This is a genomic window from Mitsuaria sp. CC2, from assembly GCF_048957715.1.
Lineage (GTDB): Bacteria > Pseudomonadota > Gammaproteobacteria > Burkholderiales > Burkholderiaceae_C > Roseateles.
This window is the reverse complement of record NZ_JARVXN010000001.1, coordinates 84,074-107,882: the sequence shown is the minus strand read 5'-3', so window position 1 is coordinate 107,882 and position 23,809 is coordinate 84,074. Positions and strand designations below refer to the sequence as shown.

The following is a 23,809-nucleotide window of genomic DNA, read 5'->3' as shown; positions in this document are numbered from 1 at the left end:
CCAGCCGCGACGGCGACACGGCGTCGCGGTTCGTCCACCCCGTAGTTCCCCGCCCTGACCAAAGGCACCCCACGGACCGCGGGGCACAATCCCCGCGCACCGCACCGCACGGCCACGAGCCGCGCGGGGCGGCTTCCCGACTCCAGGAGCACATCGCATGCATACCCGCCTCTCGTTGACCGCCGCGCTGGTGGTCGGGCTCGGCACCGGCACGGCCGTCACCGCACAGACCGCCGCGGCCCCTGCCGCCGCCACGACCTCCGCGTCGTCCCCGACCTCCCAGGGCCTGAGCTACCCGGCCACCCGCAAGGTCGACCAGACCGACAACTACCACGGCACCACCGTCGCCGACCCGTACCGCTGGCTCGAGGACGACAACAGCGCCGACACCAAGGCCTGGGTCCAGGCCGAGAACGCGGTCACCGACAAGTTCCTCGCCGCGATGCCGCAACGCCTGCCCGCGCGCAAGCTCTACACCGACCTCTACAACTTCGAGAAGTTCGGGGTCCCCTACAAGGAAGGCGGCCGCTACTTCTGGACCCGCAACAACGGCCTGCAGCAGCAGGCGGTGCTCTACACCGCCCGCAGCCTGAAGGACACGCCGCAGGTCGCGCTCGACCCCAACACGCTGTCCAAGGACGGCACCGTCGCCCTGACCGGCAGCGTCGTGTCCAACGACGGCCGCCTGATGGCCTACGGCACGGCCGGCGCCGGCTCCGACTGGCAGACCTGGAAGGTCCGCGACCTCGACGCCGGCAAGGACCTGGACGACACCATCGAATGGGTGAAGTTCTCCGGCGCGTCCTGGACGCCCGACGGCAAGGGATTCTTCTATTCGCGCTACGACGCGCCCAAGGAAGGCGCCGCCCTGACCGGCGCCAACTACTTCCAGAAGGTCTACTACCACCGCCTGGGCACGCCGCAGTCCGCCGACACGCTGGTCGCCGAGAACCCCGCCGAGAAGGAATGGGGCTTCAACGTCGACGTCACCGACGACGGCCGCCTCGCGCTGATCAACATCTGGAAGGGCTCCGCCCGCAAGAACGGCCTGATGCTGCTGCCGCTGGACGGCAAGGGCGGCTACGCCGGCGCCAAGCCCGTGCCGCTGACCGTCAGCTTCGACGCCGAGTACGCGCCCGTCGTGCTCGACGGCCAGCGCCTCATCGTCAAGACCGACAAGGACGCGCCGCGCGGCCGCCTGATCGCGATCGACCTGGACAAGGACTGGACGGCCAAGGATCCCAAGACCTGGACCACGCTGGTGCCCGAGACCAAGGACGCGCTGACCGCCGCCAGCGGCGTCGGCGGCCAGCTGGTGCTGAGCTACCTACAGGATGCCGCCACGCTGGTGCGCGTGCACGCCCCCAGCGGCAAGCATGTGCGCGACATCCAGCTGCCCGGCGTGGGCACCGCTGCCGGCTTCGGCGGCAAGTGGAACGACCCCGAGACCTTCTTCAGCTACACCAGCCTGACCACCCCCGGCGAGATCTGGCGCCTGGATGCGAAGACCGGCAAGGCCGAGCTGTTCAAGCGCACGCAGACCGCGTTCGAGGCCGACCAGTTCGAAAGCAGGCGCGTCTTCGTCACCAGCAAGGACGGCACGAAGCTGCCGATCTTCATCGCCCACCGCAAGGGCCTGAAGCTGGACGGCAGCAACCCGACCCTGCTCTACGGCTACGGCGGCTTCAACGTGCCGATGACGCCGGGTTACGGCGTCACTGCCGCGACCTGGATGAAGATGGGCGGCGTATACGTGCTGGCCGTCCTGCGCGGCGGCGGCGAGTACGGCGCCGCCTGGCACGAGGCCGGCACCAAGGCCAAGAAGCAGAACGTCTTCGACGACTTCATCGCCGCCGGCGAATACCTGGTCGCCAGCAAGTACACGCAACCCGCGAAGCTCGCCATCAACGGCGGCTCCAACGGCGGCCTGCTGGTCGGCGCGGTCGTGAACCAGCGCCCCGATCTCTTCGGCGCCGCGGTGCCGCAGGTCGGCGTGATGGACATGCTGCGCTTCCACAAGTTCACCATCGGCTGGGCGTGGACCTCGGACTACGGCAGCGCGGAGAACGCCGCCGACTTCCAGTGGCTCAAGGCCTACTCGCCGCTGCACACGATCAAGAGCGGCGCGCGGTATCCGGCCATCCTGGTGACCACCGGCGACCACGACGACCGCGTCGTCCCGGCCCACAGCTTCAAGTACACCGCGACGCTGCAGGCCGCCGACACCGGCCCCGCGCCCAAGCTGATCCGCATCGAGACGCAGGCCGGCCACGGCGCCGGCAAGCCGACCTCCAAGATCATCGAGGAACGCGCGGACATCCTGGCTTTCATCGCCAACACCTTCGGGATGACGGTCAAGTAAGGCCTGCGTGCGGCGACAGGCGCGCGGGTCGCGCCTGTTCACCCGAGACGCGGAAATGGGCGCAAATTCCGGCCACTTGTTTGGCCGGATTTGCGCCCTGTTCTTTTCGTCTCGGATTCTTTGCCAAAGGCGATGATGCAAAGCATGACGACACGCCGCACGCCCGCCAGCCCGCAGTCCACGCACCCGCGTCCCTGCCCGCAACTCCGCAAGGCCAGGCCCCTCCCGGCGCCGTCGCCTCACGGCGACTGAGTCCTCAACGATCCTCGCGCCCAGGCCGCGGCCCTTCACGGGTCGCCCGATGGCCGGCGCGCACGCGCTTCACATCCGCCACGCCGCAGCGCCACGCCCCCAGCAGTCGGGACGTTCAGGCGGCGTCACAGCGCACTTGCCCGGCCCTCTCACGAGGGACCGGGCTTTTTTTCGTCGCGCCAGGCTCGCGCCGTGGTCGCCGTCCGGTCGCGCAACGACTCCTACAATCCCGCGCATCCGTCCCGGGCGCCTGGACTGCCCGGTGAGTCCATCCCCTTTTCGATCCGACCGCCATGCCCGTCAACCTGACCGCTCCCGATCCGCAATCCCTGCTGCCCGTGCCGGGCGTGCGCCTGGGCGTCACGATGGCGGGGGTGCGCAAGGCCAACCGCCGCGACCTGACCGTGATCGCGCTCGATGAAGGCGCCAGCGTCGCCGGCGTCTTCACCGCCAACCGCTTCTGCGCCGCGCCGGTGCAGGTCTGCCGTGAGCACCTCGCCGCCGGCACCGAGATCCGCGCCATCGTCATCAACACGGGCAACGCCAACGCCGGGACCGGCGCGGACGGCCTGGCCCGCGCGCGCCAGACCTGCGACGCGCTTGCCGCCGAACTGAAGCTCGATCCGAAGCAGGTGCTGCCGTTCTCGACCGGCGTCATCATGGAAACGCTGCCGGTGGACCGCATCGTCGCCGGTCTGCCGGCCGCGATCGCCGCCCTGAAGGCCGACAACTGGGGCGAGGCCGCCGCCGGCATCATGACCACGGACACCCTGCCCAAGGCCTGCTCGAAGCAGGTCACGATCGGCGGCAGGACGGTGACCGTCTCCGGCGTCTCCAAGGGCGCCGGCATGATCCGCCCCAACATGGCGACGATGCTCGGTTTCGTCGCCACCGACGCGGTCCTCGCGCCGGAGCTGCTGCAGCCGCTGGTCAAGGAAGCCGCGGACCTGTCCTTCAACCGCATCACGATCGACGGCGACACCTCGACGAACGACTCGTTCGTGCTGATCGCGACGCATCAGGCGGGCCACGACCGCATCACCTCGCTGACCAGCGCCGAAGGCCGCGCGCTGCGCGACGCGGTGGTGGCGGTGTCGCAGCAGCTCGCGCAGGCGATCGTGCGCGACGGCGAAGGCGCGACCAAGTTCATCTCGGTCGTCGTCGAGGGCGGCAAGGACGAGGACGAGTGCCGCAAGGCGGCCTACGCGATCGCGCACTCGCCGCTGGTCAAGACCGCGTTCTTCGCCAGCGACCCCAACCTCGGTCGCATCCTGGCGGCGGTCGGTTATGCCGGCATCGACGACCTCGACCAGAGCCTGATCGACCTGCACCTGGACGACGTCCACGTCGTCACGCAGGGCGGCCGCCGTCCCGAGTACAGGGAAGAGGACGGCCAGCGCGTCATGAAGCAGAGCGAGATCACCGTGCGCGTCGGCCTGAACCGCGGTCCGGCGCAGACCACGGTCTGGACCTGCGACTTCAGCCACGAGTACGTGACGATCAACGCCGATTACCGGTCCTGATACCGGTCCCGCGCATCTGCGAGGCCATCCGCAGGGGCCAGCAGCCGGCGACGGCCCCGTGCCGCGTCGACGGGATGGTCGTGAACCATCGGAGCCTGGCGCTGCGGCGGCATGGGGGGCGCGAGCAGTCGGCGCCGATGTTTGGCTGAGTCGAGCGTCGGTCCGATGGAGCGCACGGCGGACTCGTCCAGCCGTTGCGCCATCCGGCCTGGGCGGGACGCTTGCAGGACGACGCTTGACGTCGATTCGGACCCAGGGGTCAACGCCCCGGTCAACAGGTTGAGTGAGCCGACCCGCGGCCGGACGCGCAGGTCGTGTCCCACCAGCGTCATCATCCTCACCAAGGGTGCCGACCCCAGCCAATGATCGTCATATGCCGCCCATACGCAGTGGATGAAGTAGTGCCGCCAGTCCTCCAGCGCCGATGAGTCCAGCGCCGCCGTCCTCGCCGCCGTGTCGGACCGTAGCCATCCCGTCATGAGCGACTCGAAGCCCCCGACCGTGATCCGTTCGCCGAGGAAGGCGCGGACGTAATAGAACATCAAGGCGCGATGCATCTGCCCGGACCCGCCGATCGCGATCGCCAGGGCGCTATCGCGGCCTGGCTCACTGCCTCGTCGGGCGCCATCGCCGCGCAGGAGTTCGCAGCATTGCGTGGGCGTGAGCTTGCCCTGCTTCGAACAGTGTTCGAACAGGTGCAGCAAGCCTTGGACGGTCGCCTTGTCGCCACGCTGGGTGGCCAGATGCAGGTTGCTCGGTCGGTCCGGGTCTGCGGGCCCCAGGAGCAGGCGATGAACGGCATGAGCGGAATGAGCGGAATGAGCGGGATAACGCTCGACCTGGGTCGCGAGTTCCGGTAGGTCCAATTTCCGGGAGTCGCCCCCCGGGACAGCAGCCTCCGCCGTGAAACCGATCGGTGGCGACGAGGTCCAGTACGCAGGGGCGGAAACATGGGGCATGGCGCAGCTTTCAACAAGGGAAGGCCACGCAGTCCGCGTCAGGGACGGTTCTGTTCGGCGCGAGAGGTCCGCCGGCTGGCCAGTCCCGCCGTGGTCAGAAGTCGACCGCGCGCGTCCCGCGGACGCCGCGGGCCAGCAGCGTGGCGTTGATCAGCTGCGCTTCCTCGCGGCTGCCGAAGGGCCACACGGCGGCGCGCCAGCCTTCCTTCGTCTGGAAGACGCCGCCGCTGGGCGACGTGCCGCCGGTGGTCTGCCCGACCATCTCGCGCATGCGCGCCAGCGCCGCCTCGGCCTCGGCCTTGGACTTGTAGGGCGCACCGACCAGGGCCACCACCTTCGCGCCGGGCGTGGCCGGATCGCGTTTCATCAGGCTGCTCAGGCCGGTCTCGTCGACGGCCACGCGGCTGCCGTCCGCCGCCGAGCTGCCGGGCATCGCGGCCTCCGCCCTGCCGTCGGCCTTGCCATCGACCGCCTTGCCGTCGACCGCCTTGCCGTCGTCGGCCCTGCCGCTGCCCGCCTTGACGGCGTCAGCCGCAGCCGCGGCGGCTGCGGCCTGCTCCGTGTCCCGCTGGGCGCGCCCGACGCCGCTGTGCAGCGACGGACGGATGCTGGGGATCGCCGAACTCGCCGGGGCTGAGGCCGTCGGCGCTTGCTCGGCAGGCGCCGAGGCGGCCGCGCTCGCACCGGACGCCGCTTGCGTCGCGGCCGCCGTTGCAGAAGCCGCCGAGGCCGCTTCTGCGGCAGCGGACGTGGCCAAGGCCTGCGACGCTGCATCCGACGCCGCCCGGGCGGCAGCCGCCGCCGACGCGGCCGAAGCCGCCTCCGCCGCCGCTTGCGCGGCGAGGGCCTGTTCCGAAGGCTTGGAAGACGGCCACAGCGCCCAGACGGCCGCGACCAGCAGCAGGATGGCGATGCTGCCGGCCACGCCCAGCCGCGCCGGATCCAGCGCGCGTTGCCCCAGCACCTGGTCGCGACGCCCCACGAGCACGCGGCGACGGGCCGGGCCCGCATCGAAAGCGGCGCTCAGCAGCACCAATTCCATCGGCCATGCACCAGCCTGGTTCGCCGCCGCAGCCAGGGCGCGCTCGTCGATGTCGACGCGACGCAGCGGCAGCTCGTCGGGGGCGGTGGTGAAGCCGTTGTCCAGGGCCATCGCGGCCACCGCCGTCGTCTTCAGGCCGGGAATGAATTCATCGATCCACGCCGGACGGGGGCCCGGACGCGCGCTCTTGCGCTGCCAAGGCAGACGACGCTTCGCCGGCGCCGGCGGCGCTTCGACGGCGGCGCCGCCTTCGAGACTGGGCTCCTTGGGCAAGGCCTGCGCCATGAAGGGCAGCGCCACCGCGCCGACGGTATGCACGTCGGCGATGCCCAGGCGTCGCGCCAGCGGATGCTTGTTGTGCCAGTTCACCAGCAGCCAGGCGACGACGTCGGGCGTCGGCCCCTCCCACGGCGCCGCGGGGGCCGCTGGCGTGGGCGCGGCGACAGGCGCGGCCCCCTCGCCGGCGGGCGGGGCGGTCGGGTCGATGTCGGGCGAGGCGGGGGTATCGTCCATGGCGCCGGCCATTGTGCGTCAGCGCCGGCGGCGCCGATCGCCGCGCAACCGGGGTGAACGCCCCGGAGTTCGAGGCTTGGCCGCCCCGCACGCGCCACCGGCGGGCACGGGACTTGTATGGTGGAACCTATGCCCGCCCTGCCGCCGTCCGATCCCGCTCGCCCCCCTCGCCCGCCTGGCGCGGCCCGCCCCCGCCTGCTGGTCGTGCAGGCGCTGGCGGTACAGCCGCTGGCCGCCGTGCTCGAAGAGAGCGGCTATGAGCTGCTCCGCGCCGCGGATGCGCTGGCGGCCGCCGACGGACTGGGCGCGGGACCGGCCCTCGTGATCATGGACATGGAACTGCCCGAGCTGCCCGGCGACGGCCCGCTGGCCCTGTTGCGCCGCCTGGCCGGGAGCGGCGTTCCGGTGCTGACCTTGAGCCGCGCGCGCGGCCCGCACGGGGTGGAGGCGCTGTGCGAGGCCGGCGCCTCGGAGTGCCTGGTCAAGCCGGTGCGGATGAGCGATCTGCTGCAGCGCATCGAGGGCCTCATGGCGCCGCCGCCGACGGCCGTCCCGGTCGAGCCGCGCCCGCCCACGGCCCGCATGGCGGTGCGCGAACGCGACGGCCACTGCACCTGGCAGACCCCGCAGGCGCGCACGCTCATGGCGGCGCATTTCCCGCCGCCGTGGGCGGATCACGCCCGCCTGCCGCCGGAAGTGCTGGCCTGGCTGCACCGGGAGGCGCTGCGCCGGCGCGCCGGTGCGCCGCCCTCGTCGCTGACGATCGCGCCGCGCACGGGCGACACGCGGCAGCGACTGAGCTTCACCCTGACGAACGGGGACGACGAGGTCGTCGGCGAAGGCCACTGGCTGCTGGTGCTCGACCGGCCGGCGTGACGGGGGCATGGCCCGGCGGCATGACCGGCCCGCCGGAATGGCGGGACAATCCGCCTCATGTCATCCGGAAGTCCCCTGTTCACGCCCTCCCCGTCCACGTCCGCCCCGGACGAACGCCAGCGCTTCCTGCGCCTGCTGCGCACCGCGCTGGCGGAACGCCGCTTCCAGCGCCTGCTGCTGGGCCGCCATGAGGGCGAGGACACCAGCATCGAGCGCCTGACCGTGCGCGACATCGAGCTGCGCGGCGAACGCGCGCTGAGCTTCCTGTGGCGGCACAAGACCAAGGACGTCACCAAGAACCACCCGCTGGACGAGGGCCTCGCCCTGATCGACGCCCTGCTGGGCCGCGATTTCCAGCAGGCGCATCTGGATACGCTGGCGGAAGAGGTCCAGCTGCGCTTCAGCCGCAAGGGCAAGCCGCTGCTGCAGGTGGGGAAGAAGGGCGGCACGGCCGGCGCATCCGCCGCTGACGACGCGTCAGGTCCTTCCGGTGCCGGCGCCGTGGCGGGCGCCGGCGGAGTGGCAGGTGCCGGCAGCGTGGCGGCGCCCGTCGGGCACGACCGGACCAAGCCGCGCGAGCTCTCCCCCGACCGCCCGTTCTGGCGCGACCTCGGCGTCACGCACGAGCTCAAGGGTCAGCCCGCGCTGGTGCCGGCGATGGCGCGCAAGTGGAAGCAGATCAACAAGTTCATCGAGATCTTCGGCGCGGCCGTCCGCAAGGCCGGCCTGGACGCGGCCGGGGGCGCCCCCGAGGCAACGCCGCGGCCGGTGCGGGTGGCCGACTTCGGTTCCGGCAAGGGTTACCTCACCTTCGCCATGCACGACTGGCTGCGGGCGCAAGGCCTGACCCCGTCGGTCCTGGGCGTGGAGCTCAAGCAGGACATGGTGGCGCTGGGCAACGCGGCGGCGGCGCGTCACGGACTGGAGGGCCTCCGCTTCGAACACGGCGACGTGCGCGAGCGCGGCGACCAGCCGCTGGACGTGATGGTCGCGCTGCACGCCTGCGACATCGCCACCGACTACGCGATGCACTTCGGCCTGCGCAGCGGCGCGCGCGTCATCATGTGCGCGCCGTGCTGCCACAAGGAGATCCGGCCGCAGATGACGACGCCGGCCGCCTTGCGGCCGCTGCTGCAGCACGGCATCCACCTCGGCCAGGAGGCGGAGATGGTGACCGATTCGCTGCGGGCCCTGCTGCTGGAGCTCATGGGTTACGACACGCAGGTGATCGAGTTCATCGCGCTCGAGCACACCAGCAAGAACAAGATGGTGCTGGCCGTGAAGCGCCCGCAAGACCCGACCCCGGCGCGACGCGCGGAGCTGCTGACGCAGCTCGACGAGATCAAGCGTTTCTACGGCCTGCGCAGCCAGGCGCTGGAGACGCTGCTGCGGGTGGAAGGCCGGCTGGCTCCCGCCTGACCGGCGCGTCGTCAACGGTGCTTCGAACGCCATTTCTCCAGCAGTGCGGCGGCCACCGCCCCGCCACGTTCCGCGGCGGAGCGCAGCAAGGCCCCGGGCGTGTCCGAGGACGTGCCTGCCGCCACCACCAGGTCGGAGGACTTCAGCAGACCCAGGTCGCGAGCGGTGTCCAGACGTTCCAGGTAGCGTTGCAAGGCCTGGAACACTTTACCGTTTGGCACTCGGGGCACGGCCTGCGCGGCCTCCAGCGCGTCGGGCAGGAGGACGCGCTTCGCCGCCGAGGGATCCAGCAATCCCCGTCGGAACATCTTGGTCACCCAGTCGAAGAGGCAGTCCACGAGAAACAAACGTCCCGAAAGCAACGCGGCGCTCCCGAACGGCGACGGCACGGGAATGCGATCGCGGCTGGTGACCTGCAGCAGGGTGGCGGTCTCCTCGGGGCTCAGCTCGAGCCCGATCGCGACGTTGAAGATCAGATCGAGTTCATCTTGCAAGCGCTCGGCGTTGTGCGCGAAGAACGTCGATTCCAGCGCTTCGGACAAGCCGCCGTCCTCGGCCAGCAGGGGCACGGTCAGCAGGCGCGCGGGGCCGGCGCGCACGCGGCGCAGGGCATCCAGCGTCTCGTGCAGGGAGAATCCGAAGGCCTCCTTGCGATCGCTGCCGGGCGGGTGACGCTCCCGGAACGCCTGCAGGCACACGCGCGTGGCGGCCAGGGGCGCGACGGCGCCGAGCTGTTGCTCGATGCGGGCGAGCATCTGCTGCTGGGGCGGGCGCCTGCCGCCGTCTGGGAGATCTCCGTCCGCATCACGTCCCTGGATCCGCGCGTCCGTATTGAGCGCGCGGTCGCGCACCGCCTGGTCCCGGACGCATCGCTGCCAACTGTCCGCAAATCCCTCGACCCGCCAAGCCGCCAGGAGCGCCGCCAGCGGCGCGGCGCGGCGACTGCCGATCAGCAGTTGCAACGCGTCGTCCAGGGCGGCGGCGTCCCACCGCGGCGCCGCGTCGTCGAGCCACGCCGTCAAGGCCCGGTCGTCCAGCCCCTGTCGTTCAATGACGATGCGAAGTCCTTCGACCGTCGGGTTCGCGGCGACCCGCTCGCGCGTGGCGGCCGCCGGGTCCAGGTCCTTGGTCCGCAGCGCGTCGGCGTAGGCAGTCAGCACGCGCCGGGTCGTCTCGTCGAACCGGCGCGTCGACGGACTGTGTGGTCCCGGCGCGGGGCGAAGCAGCCCGTCGATCTCGGCCGCCGTCGGAAGGCGCCGCCGCGGCGTCGAGTCCTTGCCGCTCCCGCCCTCGACGACGTACGGCCACTTGTCTTCGAACAGCATGAAGCACCGGCTATCGCCGGCGACGCCCTGCCGCTCGAGGAAGGTCTCCCTGGGCGCCGGAGCGATCTGCAGTCGCGTCATGTTCCCCCGGATCCGGAGGGTCAGGAGGCGCGTGTCGTCGGTCAGGCTCCGGGGCAAGCCGTCCTCGTCCAGGTCGACGACGTCGAGGAGTTGAAGATCGCCGTAACGCGCCGGGAGTTTCTCCATCGTTTCCTGGAGCCGCGTCCAGTGGGCGGTTCCGTCGCACAGATCGATCGCGACGCCGCTGACCTTGGCGCTCAGCGTCCGGTGGACGTCCCGCAGGCATTCCTCGGCCAGCCGTTCCGCGACCAGGGTCATGGTGAGGCGCTCCTCCAGGCGGGCTGCGCAGCGCCGGATCACCTCCCCGTAGAGACGGATGTCGAGCACGTAAGCGTCCTGCCGTTCGGACGCCCGTGAGAACCCCGGAAGGCGCAGGGCCGCGGCGAAGGGGGTCAGGGCGTGCGGCGTGGTGAAATCGTGGCCTGCGAGCTGGGGCTCGGCACGCAGCAGCTCCGTCAATTGCCCCAGGGCCAGCGCGGAGAACTTGCACCACACGGATTCCCCGAGCCCGCCCCCCATGCCCTTGAGCCATAGCGCCGCCTGTCTGAACTCATCGCGGTGGCGCGCCGGACAGGCGCCCAGACCGTCGATCCGCTGAAGGGCCTCGCAACGGACCTCCAGGGAGATGCGATCGTTGCCGAGGTGCTGGGCCACCGCTTCCATCCAGGGCTTGTAGTCGGGCCGGTAGAGCTCGATTTCGCCGCCGACGGCCGGTCCAAGGTTGTCCCGCCGGAAGTCCCGCAGCGCCACCAGTTGGTCTTGGGCTTTCTGAAGGCGGTGAGCGCGTGCGAAGTCGAGGATCGTCTCGAAGGCAACGGTCCACTCACTGCGGGCCCGCTCGGCGTCGGTGCTCTTCAGGAACTCGCCGTTGAGCTTGCGGAAATCGTTCGCGAGCATGGGCTCGTCGTAACCCGGCGGACGCTCCGGGGCGTTCGTCGGCCCGGATCCCGTCGTCACCACGGGGGATATGGCCTCCTGGGCCTGCGTGCGATCGAAGAACGCCGGTTCGAAACCGTAGGAGGTTTGGACGTCAGTCGTCCAGGGCGACAAGGAATGAAAGGTCATGAGCCGCTGGGTGGGCGCCGCGCGCCGCCCCGTTCGTCGTGTTCGCCGTGTTCGCCGGAACGCCACTTGCCGTGCCGTGGCATGGCCGCACCCGCGGCGCTTCAGGCGACTCGATGTCCAAGGTCCTTGCCCCGTCCCCCGCTCCCGTCCCCTGGCTGGCCCGCGTCCTCGGCGCCGCGCTGCTGATCCTGGGATTCGTCATGCTCGCCGCCGGCGGGTTGCTGGCCTCGCTGGGCGGCAGCTGGTACTACGCGCTGTCGGGCCTGGCCTGGGCCGTCATCGGCGCCTTGATGTGGGGTCGGCTGCGCGAGGCGGTGCTCGGCTACGCGCTGTACTTCCTCGCCACGCTCGTCTGGAGTCTGTGGGAGGTGGGTCTGGACTGGTGGCCGCTGGGTGCGCGCCTGGGCGTGCCCTTCATCATCGGCGCGGCGCTGCTCGCCCTGGTGCCGACGATGCGGCGTCATCTGCCGGTGGACGATGTCCGACGCGTCGCATGGCGCAGCCCGCCCGCGCTCGCGCTCGCGGCGGCGCTCGGGCTCTTCGTTGTCGTCGCGTTGACGTCATGGACACGCGACGTTCACGCGGTCGAAGGCACGATGCCGGCCAACGGGGCCGCACGTCCGCCGGGCGACGCGGCCTCCGGCGCGGCCTCGGTCCCCGACGGCGAGTGGCACGCCTACGGCCGCACGGGCTTCGGCCAGCGCTGGTCGCCCCTGGCGCAGATCACACCGGCCAACGTCGGCGACCTCAAGCTGGCCTGGGACTTCCGCACCGGCGACGTCCGCGGCCGTCCCGGCGATCCGGTCGAGACCACCTTCGAGGTCACGCCGCTGAAGGTCGGCGAGCGCCTGTTCCTGTGCACGCCGCATCAGACGGTGCTCGCGCTCGACGCCACCACGGGCCGCGAACTGTGGCGTTTCGACCCCAAGGTGCGGGGAGAACTCGCGCTGCAGCATCTGACCTGCCGCGGCCTGTCCTACCAGGCGCCGCCCGATGCGATGGCCGCGGCGGGCGCCCAGCCGGCGGCCTGCGCCGCCAAGCTCTTCATGCCCACGGCCGACGCGCGGCTGATCGCGCTCGATCCGGCGACAGGCAAGACCTGTCCCTCGTTCGGACAGCAGGGCGCGGTGGACCTGATGGCCGGCATGCCGAACGCCCAGCGGGGCGCGTATTACTCGACCTCGCCGGTCGTGGTCACGCGCAAGCTGGTGATCGTCGGCGGCACCGTGCTCGACAACGCGTCCACGAAGGAACAGTCCGGCGTGATCCGCGCCTACGATGTCGAGACCGGCGCGCTGGTCTGGAACTGGGACTCCGCGAATCCCGACGCCACCGCGCCGATCGCGGCCGGCCAGACCTATGCGGCCAACTCGCCCAACAGCTGGTCGGTCGCCAGCGTCGACGAGGCGCTCGGTCTGGTCTATCTGCCGATGGGCAACCAGCCGCCGGACCAGTGGGGCGGCAAGCGCCCGGCGGCGGTGGAGAAGCATTCGTCGTCGGTGGTGGCGCTCGACCTGGAGACCGGCCGCCTGCGCTGGGTCTTCCAGACGGTGCACCACGACCTGTGGGACTACGACGTGCCCGCGCAGCCCGTGCTGGTCGACCTGACGGTGAAGGGCCAGCGCGTGCCCGCGCTGGTGCAGCCGACCAAGCAGGGCGAGCTTTTCGTGCTGGACCGCCGCGACGGCAAGCCGGTGTTCCCGGTCACCGAGACGCCGGCACCGCAGGGCGCGGCGGCGGGCGACTTCAGCGCGCCGACGCAGCCGGTCTCGGCGATCTCCTTTAATCCGCCGGAACTGCGCGAGCGCGACATGTGGGGCGTGTCGATGTTCGACCAGCTCTGGTGCCGCATCGCCTTCCACCAGTTGCGCTACGAAGGCCGCTTCACCCCGCCCTCGGAGCAGGGCTCGCTGATCAACCCCGGCAACTTCGGCGTCTTCAACTGGGGCAGCATCGCCGTCGATCCGGTGCGCGGCATCGCCTTCACCACGCCGGCGGTGCTGGGCTTCACCTCGACGCTGGTGCCGCGCCGCGACGACCGCTCGCTGCTGGTGCAGGACGGCGGACCGCCCAAGGGCGCGCTGCCGGCGCTGAACGAGAACTTCGGCGCGCCCTTCGCCGCGAAGATGAAGCCCTTCACCTCGCCGCTGGGCATCCCCTGCCAGGCGCCCCCGTGGGGCACGGTGGCCGGCGTCGACCTGAACGAGGGCAAGGTCGTCTGGCGGCATCGCAACGGCACGGTGCGGGACCTCTCGCCGCTGCCGGTGCCGTTCAGGCTCGGCGTGCCCAGCCTGGGCGGACCGCTGATGACGGCGGGCGGCGTGGCCTTCCTGTCGGGCAGCATGGACGACTACGTCCGCGCCTACGACGTCAACGACGGTCGCGTCCTGTGGGAGAGCCGCCTGCCCGCCGGCGGCCAGGCCACCCCGATGAGCTACCTGGGCGCGGACGGCCGGCAGTACCTGCTGGTCATCGCGGGCGGACACGGATCGACGGGAACGACACCGGGCGACCATGTACGCGCCTATGCGCTGGACAAGCGCTGAGCCGGCGTCCGCAGGACGCCGGCATCGGGACCCCGTGGGCCGCAGGGCCATGGGGCGCTCGGTAAACTGACACGATGAATGCGCCTCTCAACGCGTCCCTCCCCGCGGACTTCCCAGGCGCCGAGCCTGAACGCTGGACCCATCGCTTCGCGACGCTCGGTCCCGACTTCTTCACCGAACTCCCCGGCACCGGACTGCCCGACCCGCACTGGGTCGCCACCAGCGCGGACTGCGCCGCCATGCTCGGCTGGCCCGGCGACTGGTGGACCCGACCCGGCGCGCTCCAGGCCTTCAGCGGCAATGCCCGATTGGACGGCATGAGGCCGCTGGCCACCGTGTACAGCGGCCATCAGTTCGGCGTGTGGGCCGGACAGCTGGGCGACGGGCGCGCGCTGCTGCTGGGCGGCGTCGACGGTCCGGACGGGCACTTCGAGCTCCAGCTCAAGGGCGCGGGACTGACGCCCTATTCGCGTCGCGGCGACGGACGCGCGGTGCTGCGCTCCTCCATCCGCGAGTTCCTCTGCTCCGAGGCCATGGCCGCGCTCGGCATCCCGACGACGCGGGCGCTCGCGATCACCGGCTCGACGGCGCTGAAGGTGCAGCGCGAGCGCGTCGAGACCGGGGCCGTCGTGACCCGCGTCGCGCCCAGCTTCCTGCGCTTCGGCCACTTCGAGCACTTCACCCATCACGGCATGGAAGCCCGCACGCGCGAGCTGTTCGAGTTCTTCGTCCGACACCACGCGCCGGACTGCGCCGACGCGCCGAATCCGGTGACTGCCGTGCTGTCCAAGGTCGCGGCGCAGACCGCCGAACTGGTCGCATCCTGGCAGGCCGTGGGCTTCATGCACGGCGTGATGAACACCGACAACATGTCGATGCTGGGCCTGACCATCGACTACGGACCCTTCGGCTTCATGGACGGCTTCGATCCGGGCCACGTGTGCAACCACTCGGACCATCAGGGCCGCTACGCCTTCGCGAGGCAGCCGCAGGTCGCGTTCTGGAACCTGCATGCGCTGGCGCAGGCGCTGCTGCCGCTGATGCCCGACATCGACACCGACGCCGAGGCGGCCGGCGACGAACTGATCGAGGCGCTGGAGATCTACCGCGAGCGCTTCGGCGCCGCGCTGCTCGGCGCCATGCGCGCGAAGCTCGGCCTCGCCGCCGAGGTGGACGAACGCGGCGAGGACGGCCCGCTGATCGACGACTGGCTGCGTCTGCTGGCCACGCATCACACCGACTACACGATCGCGCACCGCCGGCTGGCCGGCTTCGATCCGGCGCAGGCGCTGGAAGCCCCGGCGAACGCGGGCCTGCGGGACCTGTTCGTGGACCGGGCCGGATTCGACGCGTGGGCGACGCGGTATGCGGCGCGCTTGAAGATCGAGACGATGGCCGCACTTGAGACCCGTGCCCGGCGGATGAGCGCGGTCAATCCGGCGGTGGTCCTGCGGAATCACCTGGCCGAGACGGCGATCCAGCGGGCCGAGGCCGGCGACTTCAGCGAAGTGCGCCGGTTGCTGGAGGTGCTGCGACGTCCGTTCGACGAGCCCGCGCTGGCGTCCGACGCCGGCTTCCCGCCCGACTGGGCGCAAACGCTGGAGGTTTCCTGTTCATCATGAGCCGCTACGACAAGTTCACCCAAAACGCCACCGATCAGGACCGCGACCGCGACACCGAATACCCCGTCAAGAAGACGGATGCCGAGTGGCGCGAGCAGCTGGACCCGACGCAGTACCAGGTCGCCCGCCATGCCGCGACCGAACGCGCCTTCACCGGCAAGTACTGGGACCACTGGGAAGCCGGCAACTACAACTGCGTCGGCTGCGGCACGCCGCTGTTCAAGGCCGACACCAAGTTCGACGCCGGCTGCGGCTGGCCCAGCTACTACGAGCCGATCAACGCCGAGGTGGTCGAGCGCGTCGTCGACGCGACGCACGGCATGGTCCGCGTGGAGGTGCGGTGCAACAACTGCGGCACCCACCTGGGCCACGTCTTTCCCGATGGTCCGGACCCGACGGGCGAGCGGTTCTGCATCAATTCCGCCGCGATAGACTTCGAGCCCCGGCGCTGAGCGCCGCCGTACCGATCCCGACCCGATCCCGACCGAATGAAGCTTCTGCTCGATTTCCTGCCGCTCCTGCTGTTCTTCGTCACGTTCAAGTACGCCGACGGACAGCCCGACTGGGCGGCGGCCTTCGCCACCGAGCACCTGGGCTTCCTGGTCTCCGGCGGCAAGGTCGGCCCGACCGAGGCGCCGGTGCTGCTCGCCACCATCGTCGTGATGCTGGCGACCATCCTGCAGGTGATCTTCCTGAAGCTGCGCGGCCGCAAGGTCGACCTGATGCTGTGGATCAGCCTCGGCCTGGTCGCCACACTCGGTGCGGCCACCGTCTACTTCCATAACGAGACCTTCATCAAGTGGAAGCCGACGATGCTCTATTGGGCGTTCTCGACGGTGTTCCTGGTCAGCCGTTTCGTCCTGGGGCGCGACCTGCTGCGCAAGATGCTCGGCCCGCAGGTCGAACTGCCCGAGATGGCCTGGACGCGGCTCACGCTGGCGTGGATCGTCTTCTTCGCGGCCCTCGGTTTTGCCAATCTTTACGTCGCTTACTCCTTCAGCACCGAGGCCTGGGCCAACTTCAAGGTGTTCGGCGTGACCGGCCTGATCGTGCTGTTCACGCTCGGCACCGGGCTCTACATGGGCCGGCACATGCCGCAGGAATCCGAGGCGACGGTCGAGGAGCCCAAGCCATGAGCGGCGGCGGCGGAAACGGGAATCCCCCGTCGGCATCGGGGTCCCCGCCGGCCGTGGCGGCCACGCCGTCGGTCGAGATCGAGGCGCGCCTGAGGGCGGCGCTGGCGCCGGTCTCGCTGCGTCTGCGCGACGACAGCGCGCACCACGCGGGGCATGCGGGAGCCCGCGAAGGGGGCCATTACTACCTCGAAATCGTCAGCGCGCGCTTTGCCGGTTTACCCAGGGTCCATCGGCATCGGCTCGTATATGATGCCCTCGCCGATCTGATGCAGAAGGGCATCCACGCGCTAGCCATCGATGCGCGCGCGCCCGACGAACAACAGAAACCAGGTCTCTAGCAGCGCCGCCAGTCGGCGCTTTGTTTTGGAGCGTTCACGCTCACCCGAGAGTCGAAAGGCCCTTTACCCATCATGAAGAAGTTTGTGCTCGCCGCCACCGTGGCGGTCATCGGCGCCGTGTCGCTGCCGGCCCTGGCCCAGAACATCGCGATCGTGAACGGCAAGCCGGTGCCCAAGGCCCGCGCCGACGTGCTGATCAGCCAGATCACCAAGGGTGGCCAGCCGCGCAGCCCGGAGATGGAAAACAAGGTCAAGGAAGAAGTCGTCCTGCGCGAGATCTTCCTGCAGGAAGCCGAGAAGCGCGGCCTGAACAAGACCGACGACTACAAGAACCAGATGGAACTGGCGCGCCAGTCGCTGCTGATCCGTGAGCTCTTCGCCGACTACGCGAAGAAGAACCCGATCACCGACGCCGACGCCAAGGTCGAGTACGACAAGTTCAAGGCGCAGGCCTCGGGCACCGAATTCCACGCCCGCCACATCCTGGTGGAAAAGGAAGAGGACGCCAAGGCGCTGGTCAAGCAGCTCAACGGCGGCGCCAAGTTCGAGGACCTCGCGACCAAGAACTCCAAGGACACCGGTTCCGCCCAGAACGGCGGCGACCTGGGCTGGTCCGCGCCGGACGCCTACGTGCCTGAGTTCAGCGCCGCCCTGGGCAAGCTGAAGGCTGGCGAGATGACGCAGGAGCCGGTGAAGTCGCAGTTCGGCTATCACATCATCAAGCTGGAAGAGACGCGCCAGGCGCAGTTCCCGGCCTTCGACGACGTCAAGGCCCAGATCATCCAGCGCATGCAGCAGCAGAAGGTCGCGGAGTTCCAGGAAGAGCTGCGCACCAAGGCCAAGACCGACTTCAAGTTCTCCCAGAACTGATCGCCGATCCGAACAGTCTTTGCTGTACTGTTCAGAGCCCGCGCCGCTGCAGGTCAGCCGCGCGGGCTTTTCACATCTGATGATCGCTTGACGACCCCATGACGGCTTCCCGCCTTGCCCGCCGACTGCTGCCTTCGCCCGAGTCCCTGGAACAGACCCCGGGACTGAAGTGGCTGGGCCACTACCTGAAGGAGCGCCCCTGGTTGTGGGTGGCGCACCGGCGGCGCGTGGCCCTGGGCGCGGGACTGGGACTGGCCGTGGGCGTCATTCCGCTGCCCACGCAGATGCTGCTGGCGGCGGTGGTGGCGATCGCCTGCCGGGCCAACGTCGCGGCGGCGATCGCCGCGACCTGGCTGACGAATCCGTTGACGCTGGTGCCGATCTGGACGCTGGCGATCTTCCTGGGGCGTCAGGTCCTGGGCATCCACGGCCCGATCTCGGCGCCGAAGGAGCTGGCGCTGGACTGGGGCGATCCGGCGAGCTGGTGGCCCGCGCTGAGCCAATGGCTCTCCGAGCTGGGCACGCCGCTGCTGGTGGGCCTGCCGCTGGCGGGCGCCGTCCTGGGACTGGTCCTCTACGTGATCGTCTACATCGGCTGGTGGGCCGTGATCCGCTTCGAGCGCAGACGGCGTCTGCGCGAACGCGCGATGCGCGCGTGAGGCTTCAGGCGGGTAGATCCGCCATCGTGATGTCCTGAAGGTGTCCCGCCGAGATCTTGAGTTGCCGCTCGCACCGCGCCGCGATGCTCTGGTCGTGGGTGACCATCACCAGCGTGGTTCCGAGTTCCCGGTTGAGTTCGAACATGAGCGCCATGACCTGTTCGCCGGTGGCGTAGTCGAGGCTCCCGGTGGGCTCATCGGCCAGCAGCAGCGCCGGCTGCTGCACGAACGCGCGGGCGAGCGCGACGCGCTGCTGCTCCCCGCCCGACAGCACCCGCGGATAGTGCGACAGGCGCTGCCCCAGCCCCACGCGTTCCAGCATGAGCTTCGCCTGAGCCCGCGCGTCGCGTTCGCCGCGCAGTTCGAGCGGCAGCATGACGTTCTCCAGCGCCGTCAGGTGCGCCAGCAGCTGGAAACTCTGGAACACGAAACCCAGATGCGCCCCGCGCAACGCGGCGCGGCCGTCCTCGTCGAGGGCGAACATGTTCTGCCCCTGCAGGCGCACGGTGCCTTCGGAGGGCGTGTCCAGGCCCGCGAGGATGGACAGCAGCGTGCTCTTGCCCGAGCCCGAGGCGCCGACGATGGCGACGGATTCCCGTGCCTGCAGCTGGAAATTGATGTCATGCAGAATGGTCAGCACGCCGTCGGCATCCTGGACCGACTTGCTGACGTGATCGACTTCGAGGATGTTCTGAACCATGAATCAACCGCAGATGCGCCGCCGTGAATGGATGTTGCACTGTAGCGCCTGTGCCGCGACCTTCGTCGCGGCGGGGGTCCTGGCCGGGCCTGTCTCGGCGCAAGGCCGCACCGAAGGACATGCGGCGACGGCGGCCGCGCCGCGCCGCATCGTCGTGCTGGGCGACAGCCTGTCGGCCGAGTACGGGCTGGCCCGCGGCAGCGGCTGGGTCGCGCTGCTGGACCAGCGGCTGAAGGCGCAGAAGCTGCCCGCCGAGGTGGTCAACGCCAGCATCAGCGGCGACACGACCTCCGGCGGACGCTCGCGGCTGCCGGCGCTGCTCAAGCAGCATCGGCCGACCCACCTGATCATCGAACTGGGCGGCAACGACGCGCTGCGCGGTCTGCCGCTGAAGATGACCCGCGAGAACCTGAAGGCGATGGTGCAGGCCGGCAAGGAGGCGGGCGCGAAGGTGCTGCTGGTCGGCATGCAGATCCCGCCGAACATGGGCGCGAGTTACGCGCGCGACTTCGAGGGCAGCTTCAAGACCGTCGCGCAGGAGGAGAAAGTGCCGCTGCAGCCCTTCCTGCTGGCCGGCGTGGCCGACCGGCCCGACATGGCCGAGTGGTTCCAGGGCGACCGCATCCATCCGCTGGCCAAGGCGCATCCGGTGATGCTGGACAACGTCTGGAAGGTCCTGAGACCGATGTTGTGAGCGGGTGCGTAGACTCCGCGCCTTCGCTCCCTCCTCCGGTCTGATGTCCGATTCGATTTTCAAGCGCCCCGCGCTGCTGCGCCGGGGCGCCCTCGGCCTGCTCGCGCTCGCCTGTGCCGGCGCGGTGCTGGCGGGTCATGACAGCCGACGTGCGGCGCAGGTCGGGCTGCTTGCCCTCCCCGTCCTGCTCTGGCTGCCGTGGCCCCTCCAACGCCCCGCCTGGCGTCGCGTGCGCTGGGCCACGGCCTTCCTCGTGATCTCGGCGTTCCTCGTCGACGGCGCGGTGCGTGGTTTCCTGCAGCGCGAATACCAGGCGGCGCCGGACAGCTCGCTGGTGCTCGCCGCGGCGGCCAACACGACGCCGCGCGAATCGATCGAATATCTGAGCTCGCAGGCGCCCGCGATGGCCTTGGCGGTCGCCGCGCTGATCGGGATGCTCGCGCTCACCGGCGTCGCGATCACGCTCGCCACGCGCGTGACGGGGGATCGGACGGCGCTCTCGCGCGGCGCCCGCGCCGCCCTGCTGGTGGTGTTGGCCGTGTGCGCCCTCGCCCACCTGAGCAAGCCCTGGCGTCGGCATCATCCGTTGCTGTTCTGGCCGGCGTGGACACAGCAAGTCACCGACCTGCGGGCCAACTGGGCCGACCAGCAGGTCCAGCGCGAGCAGCTGATGCGCAATGCGGGGGCGGCGGCGCCCACGATGACGACGGACACGCCGTCGACCGTCGTGCTGGTGCTCGGCGAAAGCGTGAACCGCGACAACATGAGCCTCTACGGCTACGCGCGCGCCACGACGCCGGAACTGATCGCGCTGCGCGCCGAGGAGCCGTCCCGGCTGCTGACGCTGCGCCATGCCTGGTCCACGCAGGCGACGACGGTCGCGTCGCTGAGCGGCCTGTTCAGTTTCGGCGAGCGCGACGAGGACGATCCCGCCGGGAGCACGCAGCATCTGCTCGCGCTGGCGAAGCGCGCGGGCTACAAGGTCTGGTGGGTGAGCAACCACGACGACGTCGCCGTCGACCAGCAGCACGCGCGGCTGGCCGACGTGGTGGAGATGATCAACCGGCAGCCGGGGCGTTCGTCCGGCTCGCTGGACGGGGAGCTGCTGGACGAAGTCGAACAGGCGCTGGCCGATCCGGCGTCGCGCAAGCTGGTGGTCGTGCACCTGCTGGGCGCGCACCCGCATTACCGGCTGCGCATGCCGCCGGGCGAGCATCCCTTCGATGACGACGACGGCGATGCCGTGGACACCGCGATGGCGCGCGACGGTCGCGCCGCGTGGGTGCGCGAATTCCGGCAGGACTACGACTCCGCGATCCATTACCACGACCGCATCGTCGCGCAGACGTTGCGGCTCACGCGCAGTCACCTGCCGGCTGGCGGACGCGGCGCGTGGATGTTCGTGTCGGACCACGGCCAGGAGGTCGGGCACGGCGGCGACCACGCGGGCCACAGCCCCGGGACGGCCTCGGGCTACCGCATCCCGGCGCTGCTGTGGCGCAGCGAGGCGGGCTTCGATCCCGCGACGGCCTCGCGCCCGTTCCGCGTCGACTGGGCCGGATGGACGCTCGCCGAACTGCTGCAGTTGCGCTGGTCCGGCATGCATGACGAGCGCAATGTGCTCCATCGCACCTACGCGTGGCAGGCGCCGGCGCTGCCGGTGAAGGGCGTGGTGTTCGAGCAATAGCCGGCCATGGCGCCTCGTCCTTGTCCTCGCCGGCGGGCACTCGCCTTGCCTCTCCTTCCCCATTCGAAGGAGACCGGTATGGAACGATTCAAGGGCAAGACCGTCATCGTCACCGGCGCGTCGTCCGGCATCGGACGCGGCGTCGCCGAGCGCTTCTCCCAGGAGGGTGCCAACGTCGTCATCTGCGCGCGGCATGAGGACAAGCTCCAGCAGGTCGCGCAGCAGTTGCCGCAGGAGCGCACGCTGGCGCAGGCGGCGGACGTCTCGAAGTTCAACGAGGTGGAGGCCCTCGTCGCCGCCGCGGTGAAGCGCTTCGGCGGCCTCGACGTGATCGTCAACAACGCGGGCATCGGGACCGAGGGCGACGCCCTCGCCGTCTCGCTGGACGACTGGAACGAGACGCTCGCCGTCAACCTCAGCGGCGTCTTCCACGGCTGCCGCGCGGCGATGCCGGAGCTGCTCAAGCGCCAGGGCTGCATCGTCAATACCGCGTCGGTCTCGGGCCTGTCCGGCGACTGGGGGATGTGCGCCTACAACGCGGCGAAGGGCGGCGTCGTCAATCTCACGCGCTCGCTCGCGCTGGACTTCGGCGGCAAGGGTGTGCGGGTGAATGCGGTGGCACCGTCGCTCACCCGGACCGGCATGACGGAGGAGATGCTGGAGGACAAGGACCTCGTGGCCCGCTTCATGGAACGGATGCCGCTGGGCCGGCCTGCCGAGCCCGCCGACATCGCAGCGGTCGTGGCCTTCCTGGCCAGCGACGACGCGCGCTTCGTCAATGGCGTGAATCTTCCCGTAGACGGTGGGGTGATGGCCTCCAACGGCCAGCCGAAGATGTGATGACCGCCCGGCCCGACGCGACGGCCGCCTTGTCTGTCGATGCTCGCCTGGCTGGCGACCGGGGCGATGGCCGCGGCCACCATCGCAATGATCGTGCTGCAGACTTCCAGCAGGTTCCGGGGCAATCGCTAGACTGGCCCGATGACCGCACCCGCTCCCCTCCACGACGACTGGTCCCTGCGCATCGACGACGTCTGGCGTCGCGCGCCGGATCTCACCGGCTCGCAGATCGTCGACGAGGTGGACGCGCTCGCCGCTGAACGTCCCGACGGCGATGCGCGCGCCCTCTTCGAACGCGCCTGCGCGCGCGACACGGCGGGCCTCGAGGCCGAGGCCGAGACGCTCTATCGCGCCGCGCTCGACAGCGGCCGCCTCGACCCCTACCGCCGCACGCGCGCGGTCATCCAGCTCGCCAGCACGCTGCGCTGGTTGAAGCGTCTCGACGAAAGCGAGGCCCTGCTCCTGGGCGAGCTCGCACATCACATGCAGCCGGGCCATGACCGGCCGCTGCATGACGAGGCGCGATCCATCCTGGCGCTCACCTATGCGGCGCAAGGGCGTGGCAACGAGGCGGCCGGGCTGGCGCTGGCCGTGCTCGCGCCACGACTGTCGCGCTACAACCGTTCGACGCTGGCCTGCGCCAGGCAACTCGCCGGCGAGGTCTGGGACGACGACGGCGTGGTCGCGCCGGGCACGCCGGGCGTCGAACTGGTCGAGGGCCGTTTCGTTCTGCGTCCGTATCGGCCCGCCGATCTGCCGGACTTCGTCGCCGCGGTCCGCGAGTCGCATGCCGCCATCGGACGATGGATGAAATGGGCGCACGCGGGCTTCTCAGCCGCCGAGGGCGCCGAATGGCTGGACCACTGCGCGCGCGGCTGGCAGAGCGGCACCAGCTACGAGTTCGGCATCTTCGACCGCGAGACCGGCGCGTACGTCGGCGGCGGCGGGCTCAATTCGTTGCATGCGGTGCACCCGTTCTGCAACCTCGGGTACTGGGTGCGGTCGTCCTGGCAGGGCCAGGGCGCGGCCAGCTCCGCGGTGCGGGCGCTCAGCCGGCATGCGTTCGACAAGCTTCAGCTGATGCGCGTGGAGATCGTGGTGGCGGACGGCAACGAGGCCAGTCTCGCGGTGGCGCGCCGCAGCGGCGCGCACTACGAGGGCCTGCTGCGCCATCGCATCCGTGGCGTGGACGGCAAGCCGTGGGATGCGCACATGTTTTCGATAACACCGCCGAGGTGACCGAACAAGCCGGCCGGACCGCATCCGTCGACAGGACGATCGGACTGGGGATATCGCCCGA

The 23,809-nt window shown here is 70.3% G+C and carries 19 protein-coding genes; 15 read left to right on the top strand and 4 right to left on the bottom strand.

Translation table 11 applies throughout. From position 1 onward, the window contains the following. Positions 1-157 precede the first annotated feature (157 nt). Both PV762_RS00440 and argJ read left to right on the top strand, forming a co-directional pair. A complete protein-coding gene (locus tag PV762_RS00440; protein ID WP_421033060.1) occupies positions 158-2,362 on the top strand; it encodes a prolyl oligopeptidase family serine peptidase in 2,205 nt (734 codons plus the stop codon). A 545-nt stretch (positions 2,363-2,907) separates the two neighbouring features. Beyond that, positions 2,908-4,137, top strand: coding sequence for a bifunctional glutamate N-acetyltransferase/amino-acid acetyltransferase ArgJ (gene argJ / locus PV762_RS00435; RefSeq protein WP_421033059.1), 1,230 nt, complete (start codon positions 2,908-2,910; stop codon positions 4,135-4,137). On the opposite strand, the gene PV762_RS00430 is transcribed toward argJ, so the two are convergent. Beyond that, positions 4,125-5,096, bottom strand: coding sequence for a hypothetical protein (locus tag PV762_RS00430; RefSeq protein ID WP_421033058.1), 972 nt, complete (start codon positions 5,094-5,096; stop codon positions 4,125-4,127). The two genes, argJ and PV762_RS00430, sit on opposite strands and share 13 nt — an antisense overlap. Before the next feature lie 94 nt (positions 5,097-5,190). Further along, entirely contained in the window at positions 5,191-6,651 is a 1,461-nt protein-coding gene (locus PV762_RS00425) for a hypothetical protein (protein ID WP_421033057.1), read from the bottom strand. A gap of 129 nt (positions 6,652-6,780) precedes the next feature. On the opposite strand from PV762_RS00425, the gene PV762_RS00420 reads away from it, so the two are divergent. Beyond that, complete coding sequence (locus tag PV762_RS00420; protein ID WP_421033056.1) at positions 6,781-7,527, top strand: response regulator; 747 nt, start codon at positions 6,781-6,783, stop codon at positions 7,525-7,527. A gap of 57 nt (positions 7,528-7,584) precedes the next feature. Continuing rightward, positions 7,585-8,946 carry a class I SAM-dependent methyltransferase gene (locus PV762_RS00415; RefSeq protein WP_421033055.1) on the top strand — a complete coding sequence of 454 codons (1,362 nt, stop codon included), beginning with the start codon at positions 7,585-7,587 and terminating at the stop codon, positions 8,944-8,946. Positions 8,947-8,957: 11 nt separating this feature from the next. Here PV762_RS00415 and PV762_RS00410 read toward each other — a convergent pair whose 3' ends face one another. After that, positions 8,958-11,417 (bottom strand): hypothetical protein, encoded by a 2,460-nt coding sequence (locus PV762_RS00410; RefSeq protein ID WP_421033054.1) that lies wholly within the window; start codon positions 11,415-11,417, stop codon positions 8,958-8,960. A gap of 113 nt (positions 11,418-11,530) precedes the next feature. Between PV762_RS00410 and PV762_RS00405 the strand changes: the two genes are divergently transcribed. The 7 genes from PV762_RS00405 (at position 11,531) to PV762_RS00375 (ending at position 18,588) form a co-directional block, all read left to right on the top strand. Then, the gene (locus tag PV762_RS00405) at positions 11,531-13,963 is read left to right on the top strand and encodes a membrane-bound PQQ-dependent dehydrogenase, glucose/quinate/shikimate family (RefSeq protein WP_421033053.1); all 2,433 of its coding nucleotides are present in this window, start codon (positions 11,531-11,533) and stop codon (positions 13,961-13,963) included. A 74-nt stretch (positions 13,964-14,037) separates the two neighbouring features. Next, entirely contained in the window at positions 14,038-15,585 is a 1,548-nt protein-coding gene (locus PV762_RS00400; protein ID WP_421033052.1) for a protein adenylyltransferase SelO, read from the top strand. Next, on the top strand, positions 15,582-16,037 hold the full coding sequence (gene msrB, locus PV762_RS00395; RefSeq protein ID WP_421033051.1) for a peptide-methionine (R)-S-oxide reductase MsrB: 456 nt from the start codon (positions 15,582-15,584) through the stop codon (positions 16,035-16,037). Before PV762_RS00400 ends, msrB begins: the two co-directional genes overlap by 4 nt. A gap of 36 nt (positions 16,038-16,073) precedes the next feature. Continuing rightward, complete coding sequence (locus PV762_RS00390; protein ID WP_421033050.1) at positions 16,074-16,721, top strand: septation protein A; 648 nt, start codon at positions 16,074-16,076, stop codon at positions 16,719-16,721. After that, positions 16,718-17,059 (top strand): BolA family protein, encoded by a 342-nt coding sequence (locus tag PV762_RS00385; protein WP_421033049.1) that lies wholly within the window; start codon positions 16,718-16,720, stop codon positions 17,057-17,059. The genes PV762_RS00390 and PV762_RS00385 overlap by 4 nt, the downstream gene beginning before the upstream one ends. 72 nt (positions 17,060-17,131) lie before the next feature. After that, positions 17,132-17,929: a peptidylprolyl isomerase gene (locus PV762_RS00380; RefSeq protein ID WP_421033048.1), complete on the top strand. Its 798-nt coding sequence runs from the start codon at positions 17,132-17,134 to the stop codon at positions 17,927-17,929. Positions 17,930-18,027: 98 nt separating this feature from the next. Next, positions 18,028-18,588 (top strand): DUF2062 domain-containing protein, encoded by a 561-nt coding sequence (locus PV762_RS00375; protein ID WP_421033047.1) that lies wholly within the window; start codon positions 18,028-18,030, stop codon positions 18,586-18,588. A 4-nt stretch (positions 18,589-18,592) separates the two neighbouring features. Here the strand turns inward: PV762_RS00375 and PV762_RS00370 are convergent, their stop codons facing one another. Beyond that, positions 18,593-19,288 carry an ABC transporter ATP-binding protein gene (locus PV762_RS00370; RefSeq protein WP_421033046.1) on the bottom strand — a complete coding sequence of 232 codons (696 nt, stop codon included), beginning with the start codon at positions 19,286-19,288 and terminating at the stop codon, positions 18,593-18,595. Between the two features lie 13 nt (positions 19,289-19,301). Here PV762_RS00370 and PV762_RS00365 point away from each other — a divergent pair, with 13 nt between their 5' ends. The 4 genes from PV762_RS00365 (at position 19,302) to PV762_RS00350 (ending at position 23,748) form a co-directional block, all read left to right on the top strand. Next, positions 19,302-19,982: an arylesterase gene (locus PV762_RS00365; RefSeq protein WP_421033069.1), complete on the top strand. Its 681-nt coding sequence runs from the start codon at positions 19,302-19,304 to the stop codon at positions 19,980-19,982. 43 nt (positions 19,983-20,025) lie between these two features. Further along, positions 20,026-21,669 carry a phosphoethanolamine transferase gene (locus tag PV762_RS00360; protein WP_421033045.1) on the top strand — a complete coding sequence of 548 codons (1,644 nt, stop codon included), beginning with the start codon at positions 20,026-20,028 and terminating at the stop codon, positions 21,667-21,669. A 78-nt stretch (positions 21,670-21,747) separates the two neighbouring features. After that, positions 21,748-22,509: an SDR family NAD(P)-dependent oxidoreductase gene (locus PV762_RS00355; RefSeq protein WP_421033044.1), complete on the top strand. Its 762-nt coding sequence runs from the start codon at positions 21,748-21,750 to the stop codon at positions 22,507-22,509. A 141-nt stretch (positions 22,510-22,650) separates the two neighbouring features. Beyond that, positions 22,651-23,748, top strand: a complete 1,098-nt coding sequence (locus tag PV762_RS00350) for a tetratricopeptide repeat protein (RefSeq protein WP_421033043.1) — start codon at positions 22,651-22,653, stop codon at positions 23,746-23,748. Positions 23,749-23,809: the final 61 nt, after the last annotated feature.

What these genes read in the sequence shown, in the direction of transcription:
- PV762_RS00440 (WP_421033060.1), top strand. Translation starts at nt 158, where the DNA reads ATGCATACCCGCCTCTCGTTGACCGCCGCGCTGGTGGTCGGGCTCGGC.
- argJ (WP_421033059.1), top strand. Translation starts at nt 2,908, where the DNA reads ATGCCCGTCAACCTGACCGCTCCCGATCCGCAATCCCTGCTGCCCGTG.
- PV762_RS00430 (WP_421033058.1), bottom strand. Translation starts at nt 5,096, where the DNA reads ATGCCCCATGTTTCCGCCCCTGCGTACTGGACCTCGTCGCCACCGATC.
- PV762_RS00425 (WP_421033057.1), bottom strand. Translation starts at nt 6,651, where the DNA reads ATGGACGATACCCCCGCCTCGCCCGACATCGACCCGACCGCCCCGCCC.
- PV762_RS00420 (WP_421033056.1), top strand. Translation starts at nt 6,781, where the DNA reads ATGCCCGCCCTGCCGCCGTCCGATCCCGCTCGCCCCCCTCGCCCGCCT.
- PV762_RS00415 (WP_421033055.1), top strand. Translation starts at nt 7,585, where the DNA reads ATGTCATCCGGAAGTCCCCTGTTCACGCCCTCCCCGTCCACGTCCGCC.
- PV762_RS00410 (WP_421033054.1), bottom strand. Translation starts at nt 11,417, where the DNA reads ATGACCTTTCATTCCTTGTCGCCCTGGACGACTGACGTCCAAACCTCC.
- PV762_RS00405 (WP_421033053.1), top strand. Translation starts at nt 11,531, where the DNA reads ATGTCCAAGGTCCTTGCCCCGTCCCCCGCTCCCGTCCCCTGGCTGGCC.
- PV762_RS00400 (WP_421033052.1), top strand. Translation starts at nt 14,038, where the DNA reads ATGAATGCGCCTCTCAACGCGTCCCTCCCCGCGGACTTCCCAGGCGCC.
- msrB (WP_421033051.1), top strand. Translation starts at nt 15,582, where the DNA reads ATGAGCCGCTACGACAAGTTCACCCAAAACGCCACCGATCAGGACCGC.
- PV762_RS00390 (WP_421033050.1), top strand. Translation starts at nt 16,074, where the DNA reads ATGAAGCTTCTGCTCGATTTCCTGCCGCTCCTGCTGTTCTTCGTCACG.
- PV762_RS00385 (WP_421033049.1), top strand. Translation starts at nt 16,718, where the DNA reads ATGAGCGGCGGCGGCGGAAACGGGAATCCCCCGTCGGCATCGGGGTCC.
- PV762_RS00380 (WP_421033048.1), top strand. Translation starts at nt 17,132, where the DNA reads ATGAAGAAGTTTGTGCTCGCCGCCACCGTGGCGGTCATCGGCGCCGTG.
- PV762_RS00375 (WP_421033047.1), top strand. Translation starts at nt 18,028, where the DNA reads ATGACGGCTTCCCGCCTTGCCCGCCGACTGCTGCCTTCGCCCGAGTCC.
- PV762_RS00370 (WP_421033046.1), bottom strand. Translation starts at nt 19,288, where the DNA reads ATGGTTCAGAACATCCTCGAAGTCGATCACGTCAGCAAGTCGGTCCAG.
- PV762_RS00365 (WP_421033069.1), top strand. Translation starts at nt 19,302, where the DNA reads ATGCGCCGCCGTGAATGGATGTTGCACTGTAGCGCCTGTGCCGCGACC.
- PV762_RS00360 (WP_421033045.1), top strand. Translation starts at nt 20,026, where the DNA reads ATGTCCGATTCGATTTTCAAGCGCCCCGCGCTGCTGCGCCGGGGCGCC.
- PV762_RS00355 (WP_421033044.1), top strand. Translation starts at nt 21,748, where the DNA reads ATGGAACGATTCAAGGGCAAGACCGTCATCGTCACCGGCGCGTCGTCC.
- PV762_RS00350 (WP_421033043.1), top strand. Translation starts at nt 22,651, where the DNA reads ATGACCGCACCCGCTCCCCTCCACGACGACTGGTCCCTGCGCATCGAC.